The 17,322-nt window shown below is 55.6% G+C and carries 21 protein-coding genes; 15 read left to right on the forward strand and 6 right to left on the reverse strand.

The features are described 5' to 3' along the window. Positions 1-9 precede the first annotated feature (9 nt). The 10 genes from GBC03_27860 to GBC03_27905 all read left to right on the forward strand — a co-directional run bounded on the left by GBC03_27860 (position 10) and on the right by GBC03_27905 (position 8,655). On the forward strand, positions 10-789 hold the full coding sequence (locus tag GBC03_27860; protein ID QFS73756.1) for a PTS N-acetylgalactosamine transporter subunit IIC: 780 nt from the start codon (positions 10-12) through the stop codon (positions 787-789). After that, positions 779-1,657 (forward strand): PTS N-acetylgalactosamine transporter subunit IID, encoded by an 879-nt coding sequence (locus GBC03_27865; protein QFS73757.1) that lies wholly within the window; start codon positions 779-781, stop codon positions 1,655-1,657. The genes GBC03_27860 and GBC03_27865 overlap by 11 nt, the downstream gene beginning before the upstream one ends. A gap of 16 nt (positions 1,658-1,673) precedes the next feature. Then, complete coding sequence (locus GBC03_27870) at positions 1,674-2,108, forward strand: PTS N-acetylgalactosamine transporter subunit IIA (GenBank protein QFS73758.1); 435 nt, start codon at positions 1,674-1,676, stop codon at positions 2,106-2,108. Beyond that, entirely contained in the window at positions 2,105-3,238 is a 1,134-nt protein-coding gene (gene nagA / locus GBC03_27875) for an N-acetylglucosamine-6-phosphate deacetylase (GenBank protein QFS73759.1), read from the forward strand. The genes GBC03_27870 and nagA overlap by 4 nt, the downstream gene beginning before the upstream one ends. 295 nt (positions 3,239-3,533) lie before the next feature. Continuing rightward, positions 3,534-4,688 carry an SIS domain-containing protein gene (locus GBC03_27880; GenBank protein QFS73760.1) on the forward strand — a complete coding sequence of 385 codons (1,155 nt, stop codon included), beginning with the start codon at positions 3,534-3,536 and terminating at the stop codon, positions 4,686-4,688. Positions 4,689-4,700: 12 nt separating this feature from the next. Then, on the forward strand, positions 4,701-5,576 hold the full coding sequence (gene kbaY, locus GBC03_27885) for a tagatose-bisphosphate aldolase subunit KbaY (protein QFS73761.1): 876 nt from the start codon (positions 4,701-4,703) through the stop codon (positions 5,574-5,576). A 188-nt stretch (positions 5,577-5,764) separates the two neighbouring features. Beyond that, complete coding sequence (agaB, locus tag GBC03_27890) at positions 5,765-6,241, forward strand: PTS N-acetylgalactosamine transporter subunit IIB (GenBank protein QFS73762.1); 477 nt, start codon at positions 5,765-5,767, stop codon at positions 6,239-6,241. A 54-nt stretch (positions 6,242-6,295) separates the two neighbouring features. Beyond that, on the forward strand, positions 6,296-7,102 hold the full coding sequence (agaC, locus tag GBC03_27895) for a PTS N-acetylgalactosamine transporter subunit IIC (protein ID QFS73763.1): 807 nt from the start codon (positions 6,296-6,298) through the stop codon (positions 7,100-7,102). Next, a complete protein-coding gene (gene agaD, locus GBC03_27900; GenBank protein QFS73764.1) occupies positions 7,092-7,883 on the forward strand; it encodes a PTS N-acetylgalactosamine transporter subunit IID in 792 nt (263 codons plus the stop codon). The genes agaC and agaD overlap by 11 nt, the downstream gene beginning before the upstream one ends. Before the next feature lie 52 nt (positions 7,884-7,935). Then, entirely contained in the window at positions 7,936-8,655 is a 720-nt protein-coding gene (locus GBC03_27905; protein ID QFS73765.1) for a galactosamine-6-phosphate isomerase, read from the forward strand. A 58-nt stretch (positions 8,656-8,713) separates the two neighbouring features. On the opposite strand, the gene rsmI is transcribed toward GBC03_27905, so the two are convergent. Next, positions 8,714-9,574 carry a 16S rRNA (cytidine(1402)-2'-O)-methyltransferase gene (gene rsmI / locus GBC03_27910; protein QFS73766.1) on the reverse strand — a complete coding sequence of 287 codons (861 nt, stop codon included), beginning with the start codon at positions 9,572-9,574 and terminating at the stop codon, positions 8,714-8,716. Between the two features lie 64 nt (positions 9,575-9,638). Here rsmI and GBC03_27915 point away from each other — a divergent pair, with 64 nt between their 5' ends. From GBC03_27915 to yraP, 4 genes are all read left to right on the forward strand, one after another. Then, positions 9,639-11,693, forward strand: coding sequence for a penicillin-binding protein activator (locus GBC03_27915; protein QFS73767.1), 2,055 nt, complete (start codon positions 9,639-9,641; stop codon positions 11,691-11,693). Beyond that, on the forward strand, positions 11,651-12,046 hold the full coding sequence (locus GBC03_27920; protein QFS73768.1) for a YraN family protein: 396 nt from the start codon (positions 11,651-11,653) through the stop codon (positions 12,044-12,046). The genes GBC03_27915 and GBC03_27920 overlap by 43 nt, the downstream gene beginning before the upstream one ends. 68 nt (positions 12,047-12,114) lie before the next feature. After that, on the forward strand, positions 12,115-12,705 hold the full coding sequence (gene diaA, locus GBC03_27925) for a DnaA initiator-associating protein DiaA (protein QFS73769.1): 591 nt from the start codon (positions 12,115-12,117) through the stop codon (positions 12,703-12,705). 9 nt (positions 12,706-12,714) lie between these two features. Continuing rightward, positions 12,715-13,290: a divisome-associated lipoprotein YraP gene (gene yraP / locus GBC03_27930; protein ID QFS73770.1), complete on the forward strand. Its 576-nt coding sequence runs from the start codon at positions 12,715-12,717 to the stop codon at positions 13,288-13,290. Positions 13,291-13,702: 412 nt separating this feature from the next. Here yraP and GBC03_27935 read toward each other — a convergent pair whose 3' ends face one another. The 3 genes from GBC03_27935 to GBC03_27945 all read right to left on the reverse strand — a co-directional run bounded on the left by GBC03_27935 (position 13,703) and on the right by GBC03_27945 (position 15,954). After that, entirely contained in the window at positions 13,703-14,740 is a 1,038-nt protein-coding gene (locus GBC03_27935; GenBank protein QFS73771.1) for a permease, read from the reverse strand. Between the two features lie 108 nt (positions 14,741-14,848). Next, positions 14,849-15,484: an NAD(P)H-binding protein gene (locus GBC03_27940; GenBank protein QFS73772.1), complete on the reverse strand. Its 636-nt coding sequence runs from the start codon at positions 15,482-15,484 to the stop codon at positions 14,849-14,851. Between the two features lie 29 nt (positions 15,485-15,513). Then, positions 15,514-15,954 (reverse strand): hypothetical protein, encoded by a 441-nt coding sequence (locus GBC03_27945; GenBank protein QFS73773.1) that lies wholly within the window; start codon positions 15,952-15,954, stop codon positions 15,514-15,516. Between the two features lie 52 nt (positions 15,955-16,006). Here GBC03_27945 and GBC03_27950 point away from each other — a divergent pair, with 52 nt between their 5' ends. Further along, positions 16,007-16,309: a GIY-YIG nuclease family protein gene (locus tag GBC03_27950; protein ID QFS74150.1), complete on the forward strand. Its 303-nt coding sequence runs from the start codon at positions 16,007-16,009 to the stop codon at positions 16,307-16,309. Here the strand turns inward: GBC03_27950 and GBC03_27955 are convergent. Both GBC03_27955 and GBC03_27960 read right to left on the reverse strand, forming a co-directional pair. Continuing rightward, positions 16,296-16,799, reverse strand: a complete 504-nt coding sequence (locus GBC03_27955; GenBank protein ID QFS73774.1) for a GNAT family N-acetyltransferase — start codon at positions 16,797-16,799, stop codon at positions 16,296-16,298. The two genes, GBC03_27950 and GBC03_27955, sit on opposite strands and share 14 nt — an antisense overlap. Then, entirely contained in the window at positions 16,793-17,317 is a 525-nt protein-coding gene (locus GBC03_27960; protein QFS73775.1) for an SCP2 domain-containing protein, read from the reverse strand. Before GBC03_27960 ends, GBC03_27955 begins: the two co-directional genes overlap by 7 nt. Positions 17,318-17,322: the final 5 nt, after the last annotated feature.

Genomic DNA, 17,322 nt, shown 5'->3' on the forward strand with positions numbered 1-17,322 from the left:
GCCTTCACCATGGAAATTAGTCTGTTACAGGCTTTTGCATTAGGTATCCTCGCCTTTATTGCGGGCCTGGATATGTTCAACGGATTAACACACATGCACCGCCCGGTGGTGCTTGGGCCGCTGGTCGGCCTGATTCTGGGCGATCTGCATACCGGTATTTTAACCGGCGGTACGCTGGAGCTGGTGTGGATGGGGCTCGCCCCGCTGGCGGGCGCGCAACCGCCAAACGTCATTATCGGCACCATCGTGGGTACGACGTTCGCCATTACGACAGGGGTGAAACCGGATGTCGCCGTGGGCGTTGCCGTGCCGTTTGCTGTGGCAGTACAGATGGGGATTACGTTCCTGTTCTCCGTGATGTCTGGGGTGATGTCCCGCTGCGATCGCATGGCGGCGAATGCCGATACTGCCGGCATTGAACGGGTTAACTATCTGGCGTTACTGGCGTTGGGGATTTTCTATTTTCTCTGCGCGTTCCTGCCGATTTACTTCGGTGCAGAGCACGCGAAAACAGCCATTGATGTCCTTCCGGAACGTCTGATTGACGGCCTCGGCGTCGCGGGCGGCATCATGCCAGCCATCGGCTTTGCCGTGCTGCTGAAAATCATGATGAAAAACGTCTATATCCCTTACTTTATCATCGGTTTCGTGGGGGCCGCCTGGCTCAAGCTGCCGGTACTGGCTATCGCCGCCGCGGCGCTGGCCATGGCGCTGATCGACCTGCTGCGTAAATCACCTGAACCGACCCAACCTGCGGCCCAGAAAGAGGAATTCGAAGATGGCATCTAATCAACAAACTCTTCCGACTGTTTCCGACAGCGAAGAAACGCTGCTTTCCGGCGTAAACGAAAACATCTATGAAGATCAGAGTATTGGCGCAGAGCTGACCAAAAAAGATATCAACCGGGTCGCCTGGCGTTCCATGCTGTTGCAGGCGTCGTTTAACTACGAACGTATGCAGGCTTCCGGTTGGCTGTATGGTCTGCTGCCTGCACTGAAAAAGATCCACACCAATAAACGCGACCTGGCGCGCGCCATGAAAGGTCACATGGGCTTCTTCAATACCCATCCCTTCCTGGTGACGTTTGTGATTGGCATCATCCTGGCGATGGAACGCTCAAAGCAGGACGTTAACAGTATTCAGAGCACCAAAATTGCCGTTGGCGCACCGCTCGGCGGGATTGGCGACGCGATGTTCTGGCTAACGCTACTGCCTATTTGCGGCGGCATCGGGGCCAGTCTGGCCTTGCAGGGCTCTATCCTCGGCGCGGTGGTCTTCATTGTGCTGTTTAACGTGGTCCATCTGGCTCTGCGTTTTGGCCTGGCGCACTATGCTTACCGTATGGGGGTCGCCGCCATTCCACTCATCAAGGCCAATACGAAGAAAGTGGGCCACGCGGCGTCTATCGTCGGGATGACGGTGATCGGCGCGCTCGTCGCGACCTATGTGCGCCTGAACACTACGCTCGAAATCAAGGCGGGTGATGCCGTCGTCAAGCTCCAGGCTGACGTTATCGACAAGCTGATGCCCGCCTTTTTACCGCTGGTCTATACCCTGACGATGTTCTGGTTGGTCCGTCGCGGCTGGAGTCCGCTGCGCCTTATCGGTATCACCGTGGTGCTGGGTGTTGTCGGCAAGTTCTGTCACTTCCTGTAAAGCAAAGAGGTCTTCGATGTTAGGTATTATTTTGACGGGGCACGGTGGGTTTGCCAGCGGTATGGAAAAAGCGATGAAACAGATCCTTGGCGAGCAGTCGCAGTTCATCGCTATCGACTTTCCGGAAACCTCCACCACCGCGCTGCTCACCTCGCAGCTTGAGCAGGCGATTGAGCAACTGGACGGTGAGGAAGATATCGTTTTCCTGACCGACCTGCTCGGCGGCACACCGTTTCGCGTCGCCTCAACGCTTGCGATGCTGAAACCAGGCCGGGAAGTGATTACTGGTACTAACCTGCAACTACTGCTGGAAATGGTACTGGATCGTGAAGGGCTCAGCAGCGAGGCATTTCGTGTGCAGGCGCTGGAATGTGGGCATCGCGGTCTGACCAGCCTGGTAGATGAACTGGGCCGCTGTCGCGAGGAGCACCCCATCGAGGAAGGAATATGACGCAGGTTTTGCGTGCCAGACGCCTGCTCACCGAACAAGGGTGGCTGGACGATCACCAGTTGCGCGTTGAAGAAGGCGTCATCACGGCAATCGAGCCGATTCCGGCGGGCATCACCGTGCGCGATGCCGAGCTACTCTGTCCCGCCTATATCGACATCCACGTCCACGGTGGCGCGGGAGTCGATGTGATGGACGACGAACCGGATGCGCTCGATAAGCTGGCGATTCACAAAGCGCGTGAAGGGGTTGCCAGTTGGCTCCCCACCACCGTCACCGCGCCGCTAAAGACGATTCATCGCGCGCTGGAGCGTATTGCCCAGCGCTATCATTGCGGCGGGCCTGGCGCACAGGTGCTGGGAAGTTACCTGGAAGGGCCATACTTCACGCCGCAGAATAAGGGTGCCCATCCCCCGGAGCTGTTTCGGGAACTGGACCTTGCGGAGCTGGATGAGCTGATCGCCATTTCGCGACAGACCCTGCGCGTGGTGGCGCTGGCACCGGAAAAACCGGGGGCATTGCAGGCGATTCGCCATCTCAGGCAGCAGGGTGTGCGGGTGATGTTGGGGCATAGCGCGGCAAGCTGGGCGCAAACCCGCGCCGCCTTTGACGCGGGCGCGGACGGACTCGTGCACTGCTACAACGGCATGACCGGGCTTCATCACCGGGAGCCCGGGATGGTCGGCGCAGGACTCACTGACCCGCGCGCGTGGCTGGAACTTATCGCCGATGGGCACCACGTCCATCCGGCGGCCATGACGCTCTGTTGCTGCTGTGCAAAAGAGAGGCTGGTGCTGATAACCGATGCGATGCAGGCCGCCGGTATGCCCGACGGAAACTACACGCTGTGCGGTGAAAAAGTCGAAATGCACGGAGGTATCGTGCGAACCGCATCCGGTGGCCTGGCGGGCAGTACGTTGTCGGTTGATGCGGCAGTGCGCAATATGGTCGAACTGACAGGCATCGCCCCTGAGGATGCTATCCATATGGCCTCGCTCCATCCAGCGCGTCTGTTGGGGATCGACAGCCACTCAGGATCGTTAGCCCCAGGCAAACGCGCCAGCACGATCGCCCTCGATAGCGGACTGCATTTACAACAGATTTGGATTCAGGGTCAGCTCCTCCCCCTTTGACCCTTTTTTCCTCCCTGGCCTTCGATCATGAATCGTAAGGCCTTTCTTTTCCTTTCGATTAAGAAAACCCCCATTCCTGGATGGTGGCAGAGAATCATTACAGATCAATAAGATAAAAAACCTCACCGTACAATCGATCACACTTTTCGTTTTATTTCATTTTGCATTATTGAACTTTCGATTTCTTTCCTATAAATTTTAATCAATCGATCATGTGAACAAGTGAAACGAAACGAAAGATAGCGACATTTTGCCAGCGTCTGATGTGGAATTCACAAGACTAAGGACTTACGTTATGCCAGAAACCTATACCCCTGCTGCTGCAACAACCGGAACCTGGACTGAAGAAGAGATCCGCCAGCAGCCTGCCAGTTGGATCCGCTCGCTGACGAACATTGACGCGATTCGTACCGCGATCGACAATTTTCTCGCGCCACTGCTACGTAAAGGCGATCTGCGGATCGTCCTCACCGGGGCTGGCACCTCGGCATTCATTGGCGAGATAATCGCGCCCTGGCTTGCCAGCCACACCGGGCAAAACATCAGCGCAGTACCGACCACCGATCTGGTCACCAATCCGATGGATTATCTGAACCCGGCGCATCCGCTGCTGCTGGTCTCGTTTGCCCGTTCTGGCAACAGCCCGGAAAGCGTTGCGGCAGTGGAACTGGCAAACCAGTTCGTCCCTGAGTGCTACCACCTTTCGATCACCTGCAATGAAGCAGGCAGCCTGTACCAGAACGCCGTTGCAAGCGATAACGCCTTTGCCCTGCTGATGCCGACAGAAACGCACGATCGCGGGTTTGCGATGACCAGCAGTATTACCACTATGATGGCCAGTTGCCTGGCGGTGTTCGCACCGAAACTCATCAACAGCCGGACCTTCCGCGATGTCGCGGATCGCTGCCAGACTATCCTGTCGTCACTGGGTGATTTCAGCCACGGCGTGTTTGGCAATGGTGCCTGGAAACGGATCGTCTATCTCGGTAGCGGTGGATTACAGGGTGCTGCGCGTGAGTCGGCCCTGAAAGTACTTGAGCTGACCGCCGGTAAGCTGGCCGCGTTTTACGACTCGCCAACCGGCTTCCGTCACGGTCCGAAATCACTGGTGGATAACGAAACGCTGATCGTGGTGTACATCTCCAGCCACCCTTACACACGGCAGTACGATCTCGATCTGCTGGCGGAGCTGCGTCGCGATGGTCAGGCAATGCGCGTTATCGCTATCGCGGCCGAAAGCGATTCCATCATCGAATCTGGCCCGCACATTCTGTTACCCCCCGCGCGTCATTTTATCGATAGCGAGCTGGCTTTCTGCTACCTGATGTATGCCCAGGTCTTTGCGCTCACCCAGTCCATTAATGTCGGTAATACCCCGGATAACCCTTCCCGCAGCGGTACGGTCAACCGCGTCGTGCAGGGCGTCGTTATTCACCCGTGGCAGGCTTAAGAGGATCCGATCATGAGTATCATTTCTACGAAGTATCTCCTGCAGGATGCTCAGGCAAAAGGCTACGCCGTACCGGCCTTCAACATTCATAACGCCGAGACTATCCAGGCGATCCTCGAAGTGTGTAGCGAAATGCAATCACCGGTGATCCTCGCCGGTACGCCAGGCACCTTTAAACATATCGCGCTGGAGGAGCTTTACGCGCTGTGCACCGCCTACTCCACCACCTACGCTATGCCGCTGGCGCTGCATCTCGATCATCATGAATCACTGGACGACATTCGCCATAAGGTGAACGCCGGAGTACGCAGCGCCATGATCGACGGTAGCCATTTCCCGTTTGAGGAAAACGTGAAGCTGGTGAAATCGGTTGTCGATTTCTGCCACGCCCGCGATTGCAGCGTAGAAGCGGAGTTGGGACGCCTGGGTGGCGTCGAAGATGACATGAGCGTTGATGCAGAAAGCGCCTTTCTGACCGATCCGCAAGAGGCCAAACGCTTTGTTGAGCTGACCGGCGTCGACAGCCTTGCTGTCGCCATCGGCACCGCACACGGCCTCTACACCAAAAAACCGAAAATCGATTTCCAGCGCCTGGCTGAAATCCGTGAAGTGGTGGATATTCCGCTGGTGCTGCACGGTGCGAGCGATGTGCCTGACGAGTATGTACGCCGCACGATAGAGCTGGGTGTGTGTAAGGTTAACGTCGCTACCGAATTGAAAATTGCCTTCGCCGATGCCGTGAAAGCGTGGTTTGCTGACAACCCACAGGGCAACGATCCGCGCTATTACATGCGTGTCGGTATGGATGCGATGAAAGAGGTCGTGAGAAGTAAAATCACGGTTTGCGGTTCGGCTAACAAATTAGTGGCTGATTCCGATTTAATTTAAAGTCGTCCTGTTTCAACATCATATTCAGAAGCGTTATCTGATTAATATCAGGTAGCGCTTTCTGACCAGATAGCGGGGGAGAATAAAGAGATTACATCACGCTGAATAAATTCATGAATGCGTTACGGTAACAATAATATATTTCAACAAGTTCTGTCATTCTATTATTTTATGGTGAGGATTTAAGAATGGGTAGTCCAAATATCCTGTTAACGCGTATTGATAACCGACTGGTGCATGGTCAGGTGGGCGTCACCTGGACATCGACAATCGGTGCCAATCTGCTGGTTGTCGTGGATGATGATGTCGCTCAGGATGAGATTCAGCAGAAATTAATGGGCATCACCGCAGAAACCTACGGTTTCGGCATCCGTTTCTTTTCTATAGAAAAAACCATCAATGTCATCGGTAAGGCCGCGCCGCACCAGAAGATATTCCTGATTTGCCGCACCCCGCAAACGGTCAGAAAGCTGCTCGAAGGCGGTATCACGCTCAACGACGTGAACGTCGGCAATATGCACTTCTCGGAAGGTAAAAAGCAGATTAGCAGCAAGGTTTATGTCAATGAGCAGGATCTTCAGGATCTGCAGTTCATTAAGAAACACGGCGTAAACATTTTTATTCAGGATGTCCCTGGCGATCAAAAAGAAGCGATCCCGGAGTAAATAACAAGCCAATGTTTTCATATTAAAGGGACTTATTTACATGAGGTTTTCAAAATGCATGAAATAACACTTTTACAAGGGATATCCCTTGCTGCATTAGTCTTCTTTCTGGGAATCGATTTTTGGCTGGAAGCCCTGTTCTTATTCAGACCGATTATTGTGTGTACGCTCACTGGCGCCATCCTTGGCGATATTCATATTGGTTTGATCACCGGCGGTCTGACCGAACTGGCCTTTGCCGGTCTGACGCCCGCCGGCGGCGTACAACCGCCAAACCCCATCATGGCGGGGCTGATGACCACGGTGATCGCCTGGTCTACCGGCGTGGATGCCAAAACCGCCATCGGCCTCGGTTTGCCGTTCAGCCTGCTGATGCAATACGTGATTCTGTTCTTCTATTCCGCCTTCTCCCTGTTCATGTCCAGGGCCGACAACTGCGCTAAAGAAGCCAATACCCGCGCATTTGCACGTCTGAACTGGCTGACAACGCTGATTGTCGCCTGCTCATACGCCATTATCGCGTTTCTGTGTACCTATCTGGCGCAGGGTGCCATGCAGGCGCTGGTGAAAGCCATGCCGGCCTGGCTGACTCATGGTTTCGAAGTCGCGGGGGGGATTCTGCCTGCCGTCGGTTTTGGTCTGCTGCTGCGCGTGATGTTCAAAGCGCAGTACATTCCTTACCTGATCGCCGGCTTCCTCTTTGTGTGCTACATCCAGGTCAACAATCTACTCCCGGTCGCCGTCCTCGGCGCGGGCTTCGCCGTGTACGAATTTTTCAATGCCAAAGCTAAACAGCAGGCGCAACCCCAGCCTGTCGCCCGTAAAAATGATGATGAAGAGGATTACAGCAATGGGATCTGAAATCAGTAAAAAAGACATTACCCGTCTTGGCTTCCGCTCTTCCCTTCTTCAGGCGAGCTTTAACTATGAAAGGATGCAGGCGGGCGGCTTTACCTGGGCGATGCTGCCGATTCTGAAAAAAATCTACAAAGATGATAAGCCGGGTCTGAGTGCGGCCATGAAAGATCATCTGGAATTTATCAATACCCACCCGAACCTCGTCGGTTTCCTGATGGGCTTACTGATCTCAATGGAAGAGAAAGGAGAAAACCGCGACACCATCAAGGGTCTGAAAGTGGCGCTGTTTGGCCCCATCGCCGGGATTGGCGATGCCATTTTCTGGTTCACCTTGCTGCCGATTATGGCGGGGATCTGCTCCTCATTCGCCAGTCAGGGCAATTTGCTGGGGCCGATTCTGTTCTTCGCCGTCTATCTGATGATCTTTTTCCTGCGCGTCGGCTGGACTCACGTCGGCTATTCGGTCGGGGTAAAAGCCATTGATAAGGTGAGGGAAAACTCGCAGATGATCGCCCGTTCGGCAACGATCCTCGGGATCACGGTGATTGGCGGTCTGATCGCCTCCTACGTTCATATCGATGTCGTGACCTCTTTTGCCATCGACAGCACACACAACGTGGCACTGCAAAAGGACTTCTTTGATAAGGTCTTCCCGAACATTTTACCGATGGGCTACACGCTGCTGATGTACTACCTGCTGCGGGTGAAAAAAGCGCATCCGGTATTGTTAATCGGCGTCACCTTTGTGCTTTCTATCGTCTCTTCCGCACTTGGCATTTTGTAAACCGCACGGGCGCGACTGTGCGTGCGCCCCTCGTCAAAAGGATGACTGACAGATGCAATACATACAGTACTGCGACCATTATGACGCACTCAGCGATCGCGCCAGCGAACGGTTAATTCAGGTAATACATAACAAACCTGACGCGACGATCTGCCTGGCGACCGGCGCGACGCCTGAACTGACCTATCGTTTCCTGGTCGAGAAAATACAGCAGCGTCATGTTGATATCCGCAACGTGACCTTTGTGAAGCTTGATGAGTGGGTGGGAATGCCCTTACACACGCCGGGCACCTGTGAATCCTTCCTGCAACAGCACATCGTGCAACCGCTTGGCCTGCGCCCGGAACAGCTGATCGGTTTTCAGTCAGAAAATATCGACGAGACGGAATGCGAGCGCGTGACGGATTTGATTGCCAGCCGGGGCGGTCTCGATTTATGCGTACTGGGCATCGGCAAGAACGGTCATCTGGGGCTGAACGAACCGGGAAGCACGCTGGAACCGTTTTGCCATATCAGTAGGCTTGATGAACAAACGCGTCACCACGACATGCTTAAATCGGCCGGTCGTCCGGTGACGCACGGTATCACTCTGGGCCTGAAGGAGATCCTCAATGCAAAGGAAATATTGCTGCTGATTGCCGGAGAAGGAAAACAGGCCGCTGTTGAAAAATACCTGACCACCGCCGTGACGACCGCAATTCCGGCCTCGTTTTTGTGGCTGCATGACAATACGACATGTTTACTGGATGGCTCGCGTTATTCAGATCGATAACCCTCCCTCTCATTCTGACACGCTGTAGTTTTTCTTTTGCTGCAGCGTGTTTCCCGGATTATCCCTGCTGCTCCAGCGCATATTTGTACAGCGCGTTCTTTTTTACGCCGTGGATTTCTGCCGCCAGCGCTGCGGCTTTTTTCAGCGGCAACTCGGCCTGTAACAACGTGAGGGTGCGCAGGGCATCGGCAGGCAGTTCGTCTTCCTGCGCCTTGTGTCCTTCCACAATCAGCACCATCTCGCCTTTACGCCGGTTCTCGTCCTCTTTAACCCACGCCAGCAGTTCACCCACCGGTGCGCCGTGAATTGTCTCCCAGGTTTTGGTCAGCTCGCGCGCCAGCACCACGTAACGGGATTCGCCCCACACCGCGACCATATCTTCCAGGCTGTCCAGCAGGCGATGCGTGGACTCATAGAAAATCAGCGTGCGCGGTTCGGTTTCGATAGCTTTCAGCGCGTCACGACGTCCTTTTGATTTCGCGGGTAAAAAGCCTTCATAGCAGAAGCGGTCGGACGGCAATCCCGCCGCGCTTAATGCGGCAATCGCCGCACAGGGCCCTGGCAACGGCACGACGCGGATGCCCTGCTCACGACAACTGCGTACCAGGTGGTAACCCGGATCGTTAATCAGCGGCGTCCCGGCATCGGAAACCAGCGCGATGTTCAGTCCTTCTTTCAACTTCGCCACCAGCGTGTCTGCTTTTTGCTGCTCGTTATGATCGTGCAGGGCGAACAGTCGGGCATTAATCGCGAAATGCTGCAATAATAATCCGGTATGGCGAGTATCTTCAGCGGCAATTAAATCAACAGCTTGTAACACTTCGAGCGCACGCTGGGTAATATCAGACAAATTCCCGATAGGAGTAGGTACAATAAAGAGTTGGCCGCGAGAATTATCCGCCGATTCGTGTTGTGTCATTGTGTCGTCCGTATTGCCGATTTAATATTGAGCATTGCGTATAAAAAATATCACTGGATACAGTATGGTACCCTTAACATTCTCTCGTTTAAAAGCCGCGCGCTGTCTGCCCATCGTTCTGGCAGCCCTGATTTTCGCCGGCTGTGGCACCCAGGCGCCCGATCAGAGCACTGCCCATATGCAGGGCACAGCGCAAGCTGATTCCGGCTTTTATCTGCAACAGATGCAGCAAAGCGCAAATGATAGCAAGACCAACTGGCAATTACTCGCCATTCGTGCACTGCTGAAAGAAGGCAAAAGCCAGCAGGCTATCGAACTGTTTAACCAACTGCCGCAGGATCTGAATGATACCCAGCGCCGGGAACAGTCGCTGTTAGCCGTTGAAATCAAACTGGCGCAGAAAGATTTTGCCGGGGCGCAGGCGCTACTGGAAAAACTTACCCCGTCTGATTTTGAGCAAAATCAGCAGGCGCGCTACTGGCAGGCGCAGATTGACGCCAGCCAGGGCCGCCCATCACTCTCGCTGCTGCGCTCCCTGATTGCGCAGGAACCCCTGCTTGGCGAGAAGGATAAGCAGAAAAATATGGACGCCACCTGGCAAGCATTGTCTGCAATGACGCAGGAGCAGGCCCAGGCATTGGTTATCAATGCCGATGAAAACGTGTTGCAGGGCTGGCTGGACCTACAACGTGTCTGGTTTGATAACCGCAGCGATCCGGACATGATGAAAGCGGGCATTGCCGACTGGCAAAAACGCTATCCGCAAAATCCGGGAGCAAAACTGCTGCCAACCCAACTGGTCAATGTGCAGAGCTTTAAACCCGCCTCGACCAGTAAAATCGCCCTGCTACTACCGCTGAACGGTCAGGCAGCCGTATTTGGTCGCACCATTCAACAGGGCTTTGAAGCCGCCAAAAATCTTGGTACGCAGCCTGTCGACGCACAGCCCGCCGCGCAACCGGCCCCGGTCACAGCCCCAACGCCGGCGGACCCGCAGCCGCAGGCGACCGATGGCGTCGCCAGTCCTTCCCAGGCTTCAGTGAGCGATTTGACCCATGACGAGCAGGCCGAACAGCCCGTGCCGGTCAGCGCACCGCAGACAACGCCTGCACAGCCAACCACCGCAAGCGCGGCGGCAAATCCTTCCGCGGAACTGAAAGTTTATGACACCAGCGCCCAACCGCTCGATCAGATCCTGACGCAGGTTCAGCAGGACGGCGCGAGTATCGTGGTCGGCCCGCTGCTGAAAAACAACGTCGACGAACTGCTAAAAAGCAACACTCCGTTGAACGTGCTGGCACTTAACCAGCCGGAATCGGTGCAAAGCCGCGCAAACATCTGTTACTTCGCCCTCTCACCGGAAGATGAAGCGCGTGATGCGGCGCGCCATATCCGTGAACAGGGCAAACAGTCGCCGCTGCTGCTGATCCCGCGTAGCGCGCTTGGCGATCGTGTTGCTAACGCCTTTGCCCAGGAGTGGCAAAAACTGGGTGGCGCTACGGTGCTGCAACAGAAATTTGGCTCGACGGCGGAACTGCGTATGGGCGTCAACGGCGGTTCAGGGATAGCGTTAACCGGTAGCCCGGTCGCTGCCAGCGCACCGTCTCAACCCGGCGTCACTATTGGCAATTTAACCATTCCGGCTGCGCCAACGGATGCCCAGATTAGCGGTAACGGTGGTCGCGTGGACGCCGTGTATATTCTGGCAACACCTAATGAGATAGCCTTCATCAAGCCGATGATCGCCATGCGCAACGGTAGCCAGAGTGGTGCAACGCTGTACGCCAGTTCGCGTAGCGCGCAGGGGAATGCCGGTCCTGACTTCCGTCTGGAAATGGATGGCCTGCAGTACAGCGAGATCCCGATGCTGGCGGGCGCGAACCCGTCGCTGATGCAGCAGGCGCTCGGCGCAGTGCATAATGACTACTCGCTGGCGCGCATGTACGCAATGGGCGTGGATGCCTGGTCGCTGGCGAACCATTTCTCCCAGATGCGTCAGGTGCAGGGCTTCGAAATTAATGGGAATACCGGCGCGCTGACCGCCAGTCAGGACTGTGTGATTAACAGGAAGTTATCATGGCTCCAGTACCAACAAGGGCAGATTGTCCCCGCCAGTTAACGAGCAAACAGGCCGGTGACGCGTGGGAAACCACCGCGCGTCGCTGGCTGGAGCGCAAGGGACTGCATTTTATCGCCGCCAACGTGCATGAACGCGGCGGCGAGATCGATCTGATCATGCGTGATGGCAAGACGACCGTCTTTATTGAGGTCCGCTACCGACGCTCTACCACGTTCGGTGGCGCCGCTGCCAGTGTGACGCGCAGCAAGCAACGTAAATTATTACAGGCTGCCCGCTTGTGGCTCGCGCGCCACAATGGGAGTTTTGATACTGTGGATTGCCGGTTCGATGTGTTAGCCTTCACCGGAAATGATGTTGAGTGGTTCAGGAATGCCTTTACTGACTGCTCATAATTGAAGATTCAGAACAGACCCATTGGGCAAATAAAAATAGCCTAATAGGTCAGCTCTTAAGGATTAGCGTGTTAGACAGAATTAAAGTCTGCTTTACCGAAAGCATTCAAACTCAAATTGCAGCGGCAGAAGCCCTCCCGGATGCTATCTCTCGCGCCGCCGTGACGCTGGTTCATTCACTGCTCAATGGCAACAAAATTCTCTGTTGTGGTAATGGGACATCCGCTGCCAACGCACAGCATTTTGCGGCCAGCATGATCAACCGCTTTGAGACAGAACGCCCCAGTTTACCCGCGATTGCACTAAATACGGATAATGTGGTCTTAACAGCGATTGCTAACGACCGTCTGCATGACGAAGTGTATGCAAAACAGGTTCGGGCGTTGGGTCATGCTGGCGACGTCTTACTGGCCATCTCGACGCGCGGCAACAGCCGCGATATCGTTAAGGCTGTGGAAGCTGCCGTCACGCGAGACATGACGATTGTGGCACTGACCGGGTATGACGGGGGTGAACTGGCTGGACTATTAGGGCCACAGGATGTTGAGATCCGCATCCCTTCGCACCACAGCGCACGCATTCAGGAAATGCATATGCTGACGGTAAACTGCCTGTGCGATCTGATCGATAACACGCTTTTCCCCCACCAGGATGATTAAGGAGTACACATGAAGGCTTTATCGCCAATCGCAGTCCTTATTTCTGCTCTGCTATTGCAAGGTTGTGTAGCCGCCGCAGTGGTCGGTACCGCCGCCGTTGGCACCAAAGCAGCAACAGACCCACGTAGCGTAGGCACTCAGGTGGACGATGGAACCCTGGAAGTGCGCGTTAACAGTGCACTGTCGAAAGATGCACAAATCAAGAAAGAAACGCGCATTAACGTGACGGCTTATCAGGGTAAAGTGTTACTGGTCGGTCAGTCGCCGAATAGTGAACTCTCCGCACGGGCTAAACAGATTGCGATGGGCGTCGACGGCACCACCGAGGTCTATAACGAGATCCGTCAGGGCCAGCCGATTGGCATGGGCACCGCGTCAAGTGACACCTGGATCACCACCAAAGTACGCTCTCAGTTGCTGACCAGCGACCAGGTTAAATCATCCAACGTGAAAGTGACGACCGAAAACGGCGAAGTGTTCCTGTTAGGCCTGGTGACCGACCGTGAAGCGAAAGCGGCTGCGGATATCGCCAGCCGGGTCAGCGGCGTGAAGCGCGTCACCACGGCGTTTACCTTCATCAAGTAATCCCCCAAGGCCTGATTAGGCGCTTTAGCGTCGACATCAGGCCATATGTGCCGGATGGCGGCGTGACCGCCTTATCCGGCCTACAGAGTGTATTATCGTAGGCCGGGCAAGCGAAGCGCCCCAGGCATTCCTTAAGTAATCCCCCAGGCCTGATTAGGCGCTTTAGCGTCGACATCAGGCCATATGTGCCGGATGGCGGCGTGACCGCCTTATCCGGCCTACAGAGTGTATTATTGTAGGCCGGGCAAGCGAAGCGCCCCCGGCATTCCTTAAGTAATCCCCCAGGTCTGATTAGGCGCTTTGGCGTCGACATCAGGCCCCATATGTACCGGATGGCGGCGTGACCGCCTTATCCGGCCTACAGAGTGTATTATTGTAGGCCGGGCAAGCGAAGCGCCACCGGCATTCCTTTTTATATCAACGCAATACTTCCCACTATCACGCCAGAGACCACCACCAGCACCGCCGTTAACCACAGCGCTTTTGCCGGGAACGCTTTACGCAACATAATCAGCGACGGCAGGCTGACGGCGGGTAATGTCATCAGCAGTGCAAGCGCTGGCGCAGTCCCCATCCCTGCCAGCATCATCGTCTGTACAATCGGAATTTCTGCCGCGGTCGGGATCACAAACAGACAGCCGGCCACCGCCAGCGCAATCACCCACAGCAGGCTGTTATCGATAGCCCCATCCGCATGTGGAAACAGCCAGACGCGCGCAGCACCCAGTACCAGCACCGCCAGGATGTAGACAGGAATAGTGCTCCAGAACAGCGTCCACAGCGCGCGGCCCCAGCGGACAAAGAACCCGTCCTGTGCATCCAGTCGCGTGATTTCCACCGGCAACTCAGCCTGCGCAGGCTCTTTCACCCATTTCTGCACCAGCGTTGCCACCACCAGCACCATTGCCAGTCCGGCAACCAGGCGGATAGCCGCAAAATGCCAGCCGAGGACGAAGCCCATAAACACCAGCGTCGCCGGGTTTAACAGCGGATTCCCCATCCAGAATGCCAGCGCCCCGCCCATCGAAACCTGCTGGCGACGCATCCCCGCCGCCACCGGTGCAGCACAGCAGGTGCACATCATGCCGGGCAGAGAGAAAAGCGTCCCGAACAGCGTGCCGCGAAAACGCGTTTGCCCGAGCGTACGTAACAGCCAGTCACGCGGGATCAGAACCTGAATCAGCGAACCAAGGATCACCCCCAATACCGCTGCCTTCCAGACCGCAATGAAATAGACCATCGCATAGTCCCAGGCCGCCTGCCACGGGTTCGCATCAGCCTGCGCCAGAATGGATTTACCGATACTGTGAGTTTCTGCGGCTGTGAAGGCTTTCCCGTAATAAGGCTGCCATTTCACATACCAGAGACCGACGATGACGACGAGAAAGAAAAGAGCGGGCTTCCACCATTGAAACGGTGTTGCCGCCTGAGATGAAGACTGACCAGCCATAGCATTCCCCAGGGCGTGTGAGAGTAATTAGCCGGGAATATACGCCTTTGGGAAATGTTTGGAAATGTTAAATTGACCGGGTGAATTGTCCGGCCTGCACCTCACGCGTCAGGCAGCCCTCTCCCGCAACTGGGATGAGGTCAGGATCGTCACCCCTTCGTGTTCAGGCGCCAGCGCGTCTGCCAGCATTGCGCGCGCCACGTCCCGCGCGTCAATCGACTTCCAGTTGCCGGGCAGCAGTCGGAATAACGGCGCAAAAAGGGTTTCGCTGAATCGCTGTCTGGTGCGGTCGCCGAGCAGCATCGACGGGCGTGCAATCGTCAGCTTCGGCCACGCCTGCGCAATCAGCGCCTCTTCCATCTCCCCTTTTACGCGGTTGTAGAAAAACGGCGAACGGGCGTTGGCCCCCATCGAACTCACCACCAGCATATGCTGCGCACCCAGACGGCGACCGGTCAAGGCGGTGTCGACCACCAGCGTATAGTCGGCATGAATAAATGCCTCTTTGCTGCCGGCTTCGCGCCGGGTCGTGCCCAGACAGCAAAAAACGATATCGACAGGATCGGAAACCTGCGCCAGCGCATCGCTCAGTTGCGGATCGTGGGGATTATAGACGCCAGGCATGTCCGCCAGCGGGCGTCGCGTCGGTGCGGCTATCGAATGGATCTTCGGTTCATTAAGCAGCATCCGCAGTAAATGCCCGCCAACCAACCCGGTCGCCCCGGTAATCAGTACCTGACTCATCGCCTTCTCCTCGTCCTGAACTCTTCTAACTATACAACACCGATTGAGTCGCGCACCCACACCAACTTTTTGCCAAAGCCCAGAGTGTTGTCGGTGAATTTGAGTTCATCCAGGCGGATTTCCCATACCGGCGCGGACAGCATTCTGGCGACCGGGAAGCGGCGAAGATAGGCCTGTCGTGCCGCGTCGCTTTCTTCTCCTGCCAGTTGACGGATCTCGCCTTTAAACTGTACGCCGCGAATCAAGGCGACCGTTTTCGGTTGACCATTGACGGTCCCGGCAACGGGGGCTCGCGGGCCTGACATCTGCGCATGACGCGTTTTCTCTTCCGTCAGCAGATAAAAAACCACCTTTTTGGCATCGAAGAGATAAAACGCATTGGCACACCACAGTTCACCTTCGTGATGTACGCACCAGGTCACAACATGTTGTTTTGTCAGCCAACGACCAATCGCAGTGAGTGTTTCCATCTCGGTTCTCTTTTATACTGGATGCCAGAAACATAACACGCCGAAGGCTATGATGACACCCTGGTATCTTTATCTGATCCGCACCGCCGACAATGCCCTGTATACCGGGATCACGACCGACGTAGCGCGCCGCTACCAGCAACATCAACGTGGCAAAGGCGCGAAGGCGCTACGGGGAAAAGGGGAGTTGACGCTGGCGTTTTCCGCACCGGTTGGCGATCGTTCACTGGCGCTACGCGCAGAATACCGGGTCAAAAAACTCACCAAGCAACAGAAAGAACGGCTTGTCGCAGAAGGCGAAGGGTTTGCAGCGTTACTGAACGACCTGCAAACCCCGACGCTTAAAAACGATTAAAGTGATCGTGATACTCGACCAGTCCCGTGACGCCGCTTAGCGCGTCTTCCGCTAAACGATGTACCTGAAACGCGCTTTCGGTGCCCGGCCAGCGGCAATGCAGATCGTAATGGGCGGCCAGTTCGAAACCAAAGCGGCTATACAGTGCCGGTTCACCCAGGGTGACCACGGCGGCGTAGCCAAATTCGTTGAGTGAATCCAGCCCTTCATAGACCAGTTGGCGTGCCAGCCCCTGCCCACGGTAGTTTTCATCGACTGCCAGCGGTGCCATGCCGACCCACTGCAGATCTTCGCCCTGTACATCGACGGGGCTGAATGCCACGTAACCCACCACCTGGCCTTCATCGTCTGTGGCGACCAGACCGAGCGTCAGAAAACCATCTTCACGCAGGGAGTGTACCAGTTCCGCTTCCGCATCGCTTTCGAATGAACGACGCAGCAGGGCATCAATGCCGGGTGCGTCAATGGGAATTTCTACTCGAATCAGCATGGTTCACCTACCGATGTCTGTTTGGTTTCTGGCGAGTATTTCATGCCCGCCTCAACAAAATCCGCCAGTTGCAGCAGCATAACGCGCAACGCTTTGGGCATCTGCTCCAGCTCAATGGCATCCATCAGGTTCTTAACATACAACCCTAACTCCGTATCCCCTTCAATCACCAGCCGGCGCTGGAAGAAGAGCGTATCCGGATCCTGCTTACGCGCGGCGATCATCAACAGATCGCTGGCATCAGCGCTAAAACTCACGTCGGCTTGCGCATCCTCGCTGACGATCAGTTTGTCATTCTCGACCGAGGTATACCATTTCAGGCCGATATCGCGAACCGTAATGCTTAACCAACGGCCTTCAAGGAACTCCAGCTCCCCGTCAGCCAGGGCCTGGCGAAACTGCCAGCTTAGGACCTGTTCCAGAACCTGGCGCTGCAGTGCAAAGGGCGTCAGTTTAACTGGCACACTCATCAGAGACGGACCGAAATGTACTAAGCGTGAACGCAGCTTATCTAACACGAGCT

Origin of the sequence: Citrobacter telavivensis (genome assembly GCA_009363175.1) — a bacterium.
Classification (GTDB): Bacteria; Pseudomonadota; Gammaproteobacteria; order Enterobacterales; family Enterobacteriaceae; genus Citrobacter_A; species Citrobacter_A telavivensis.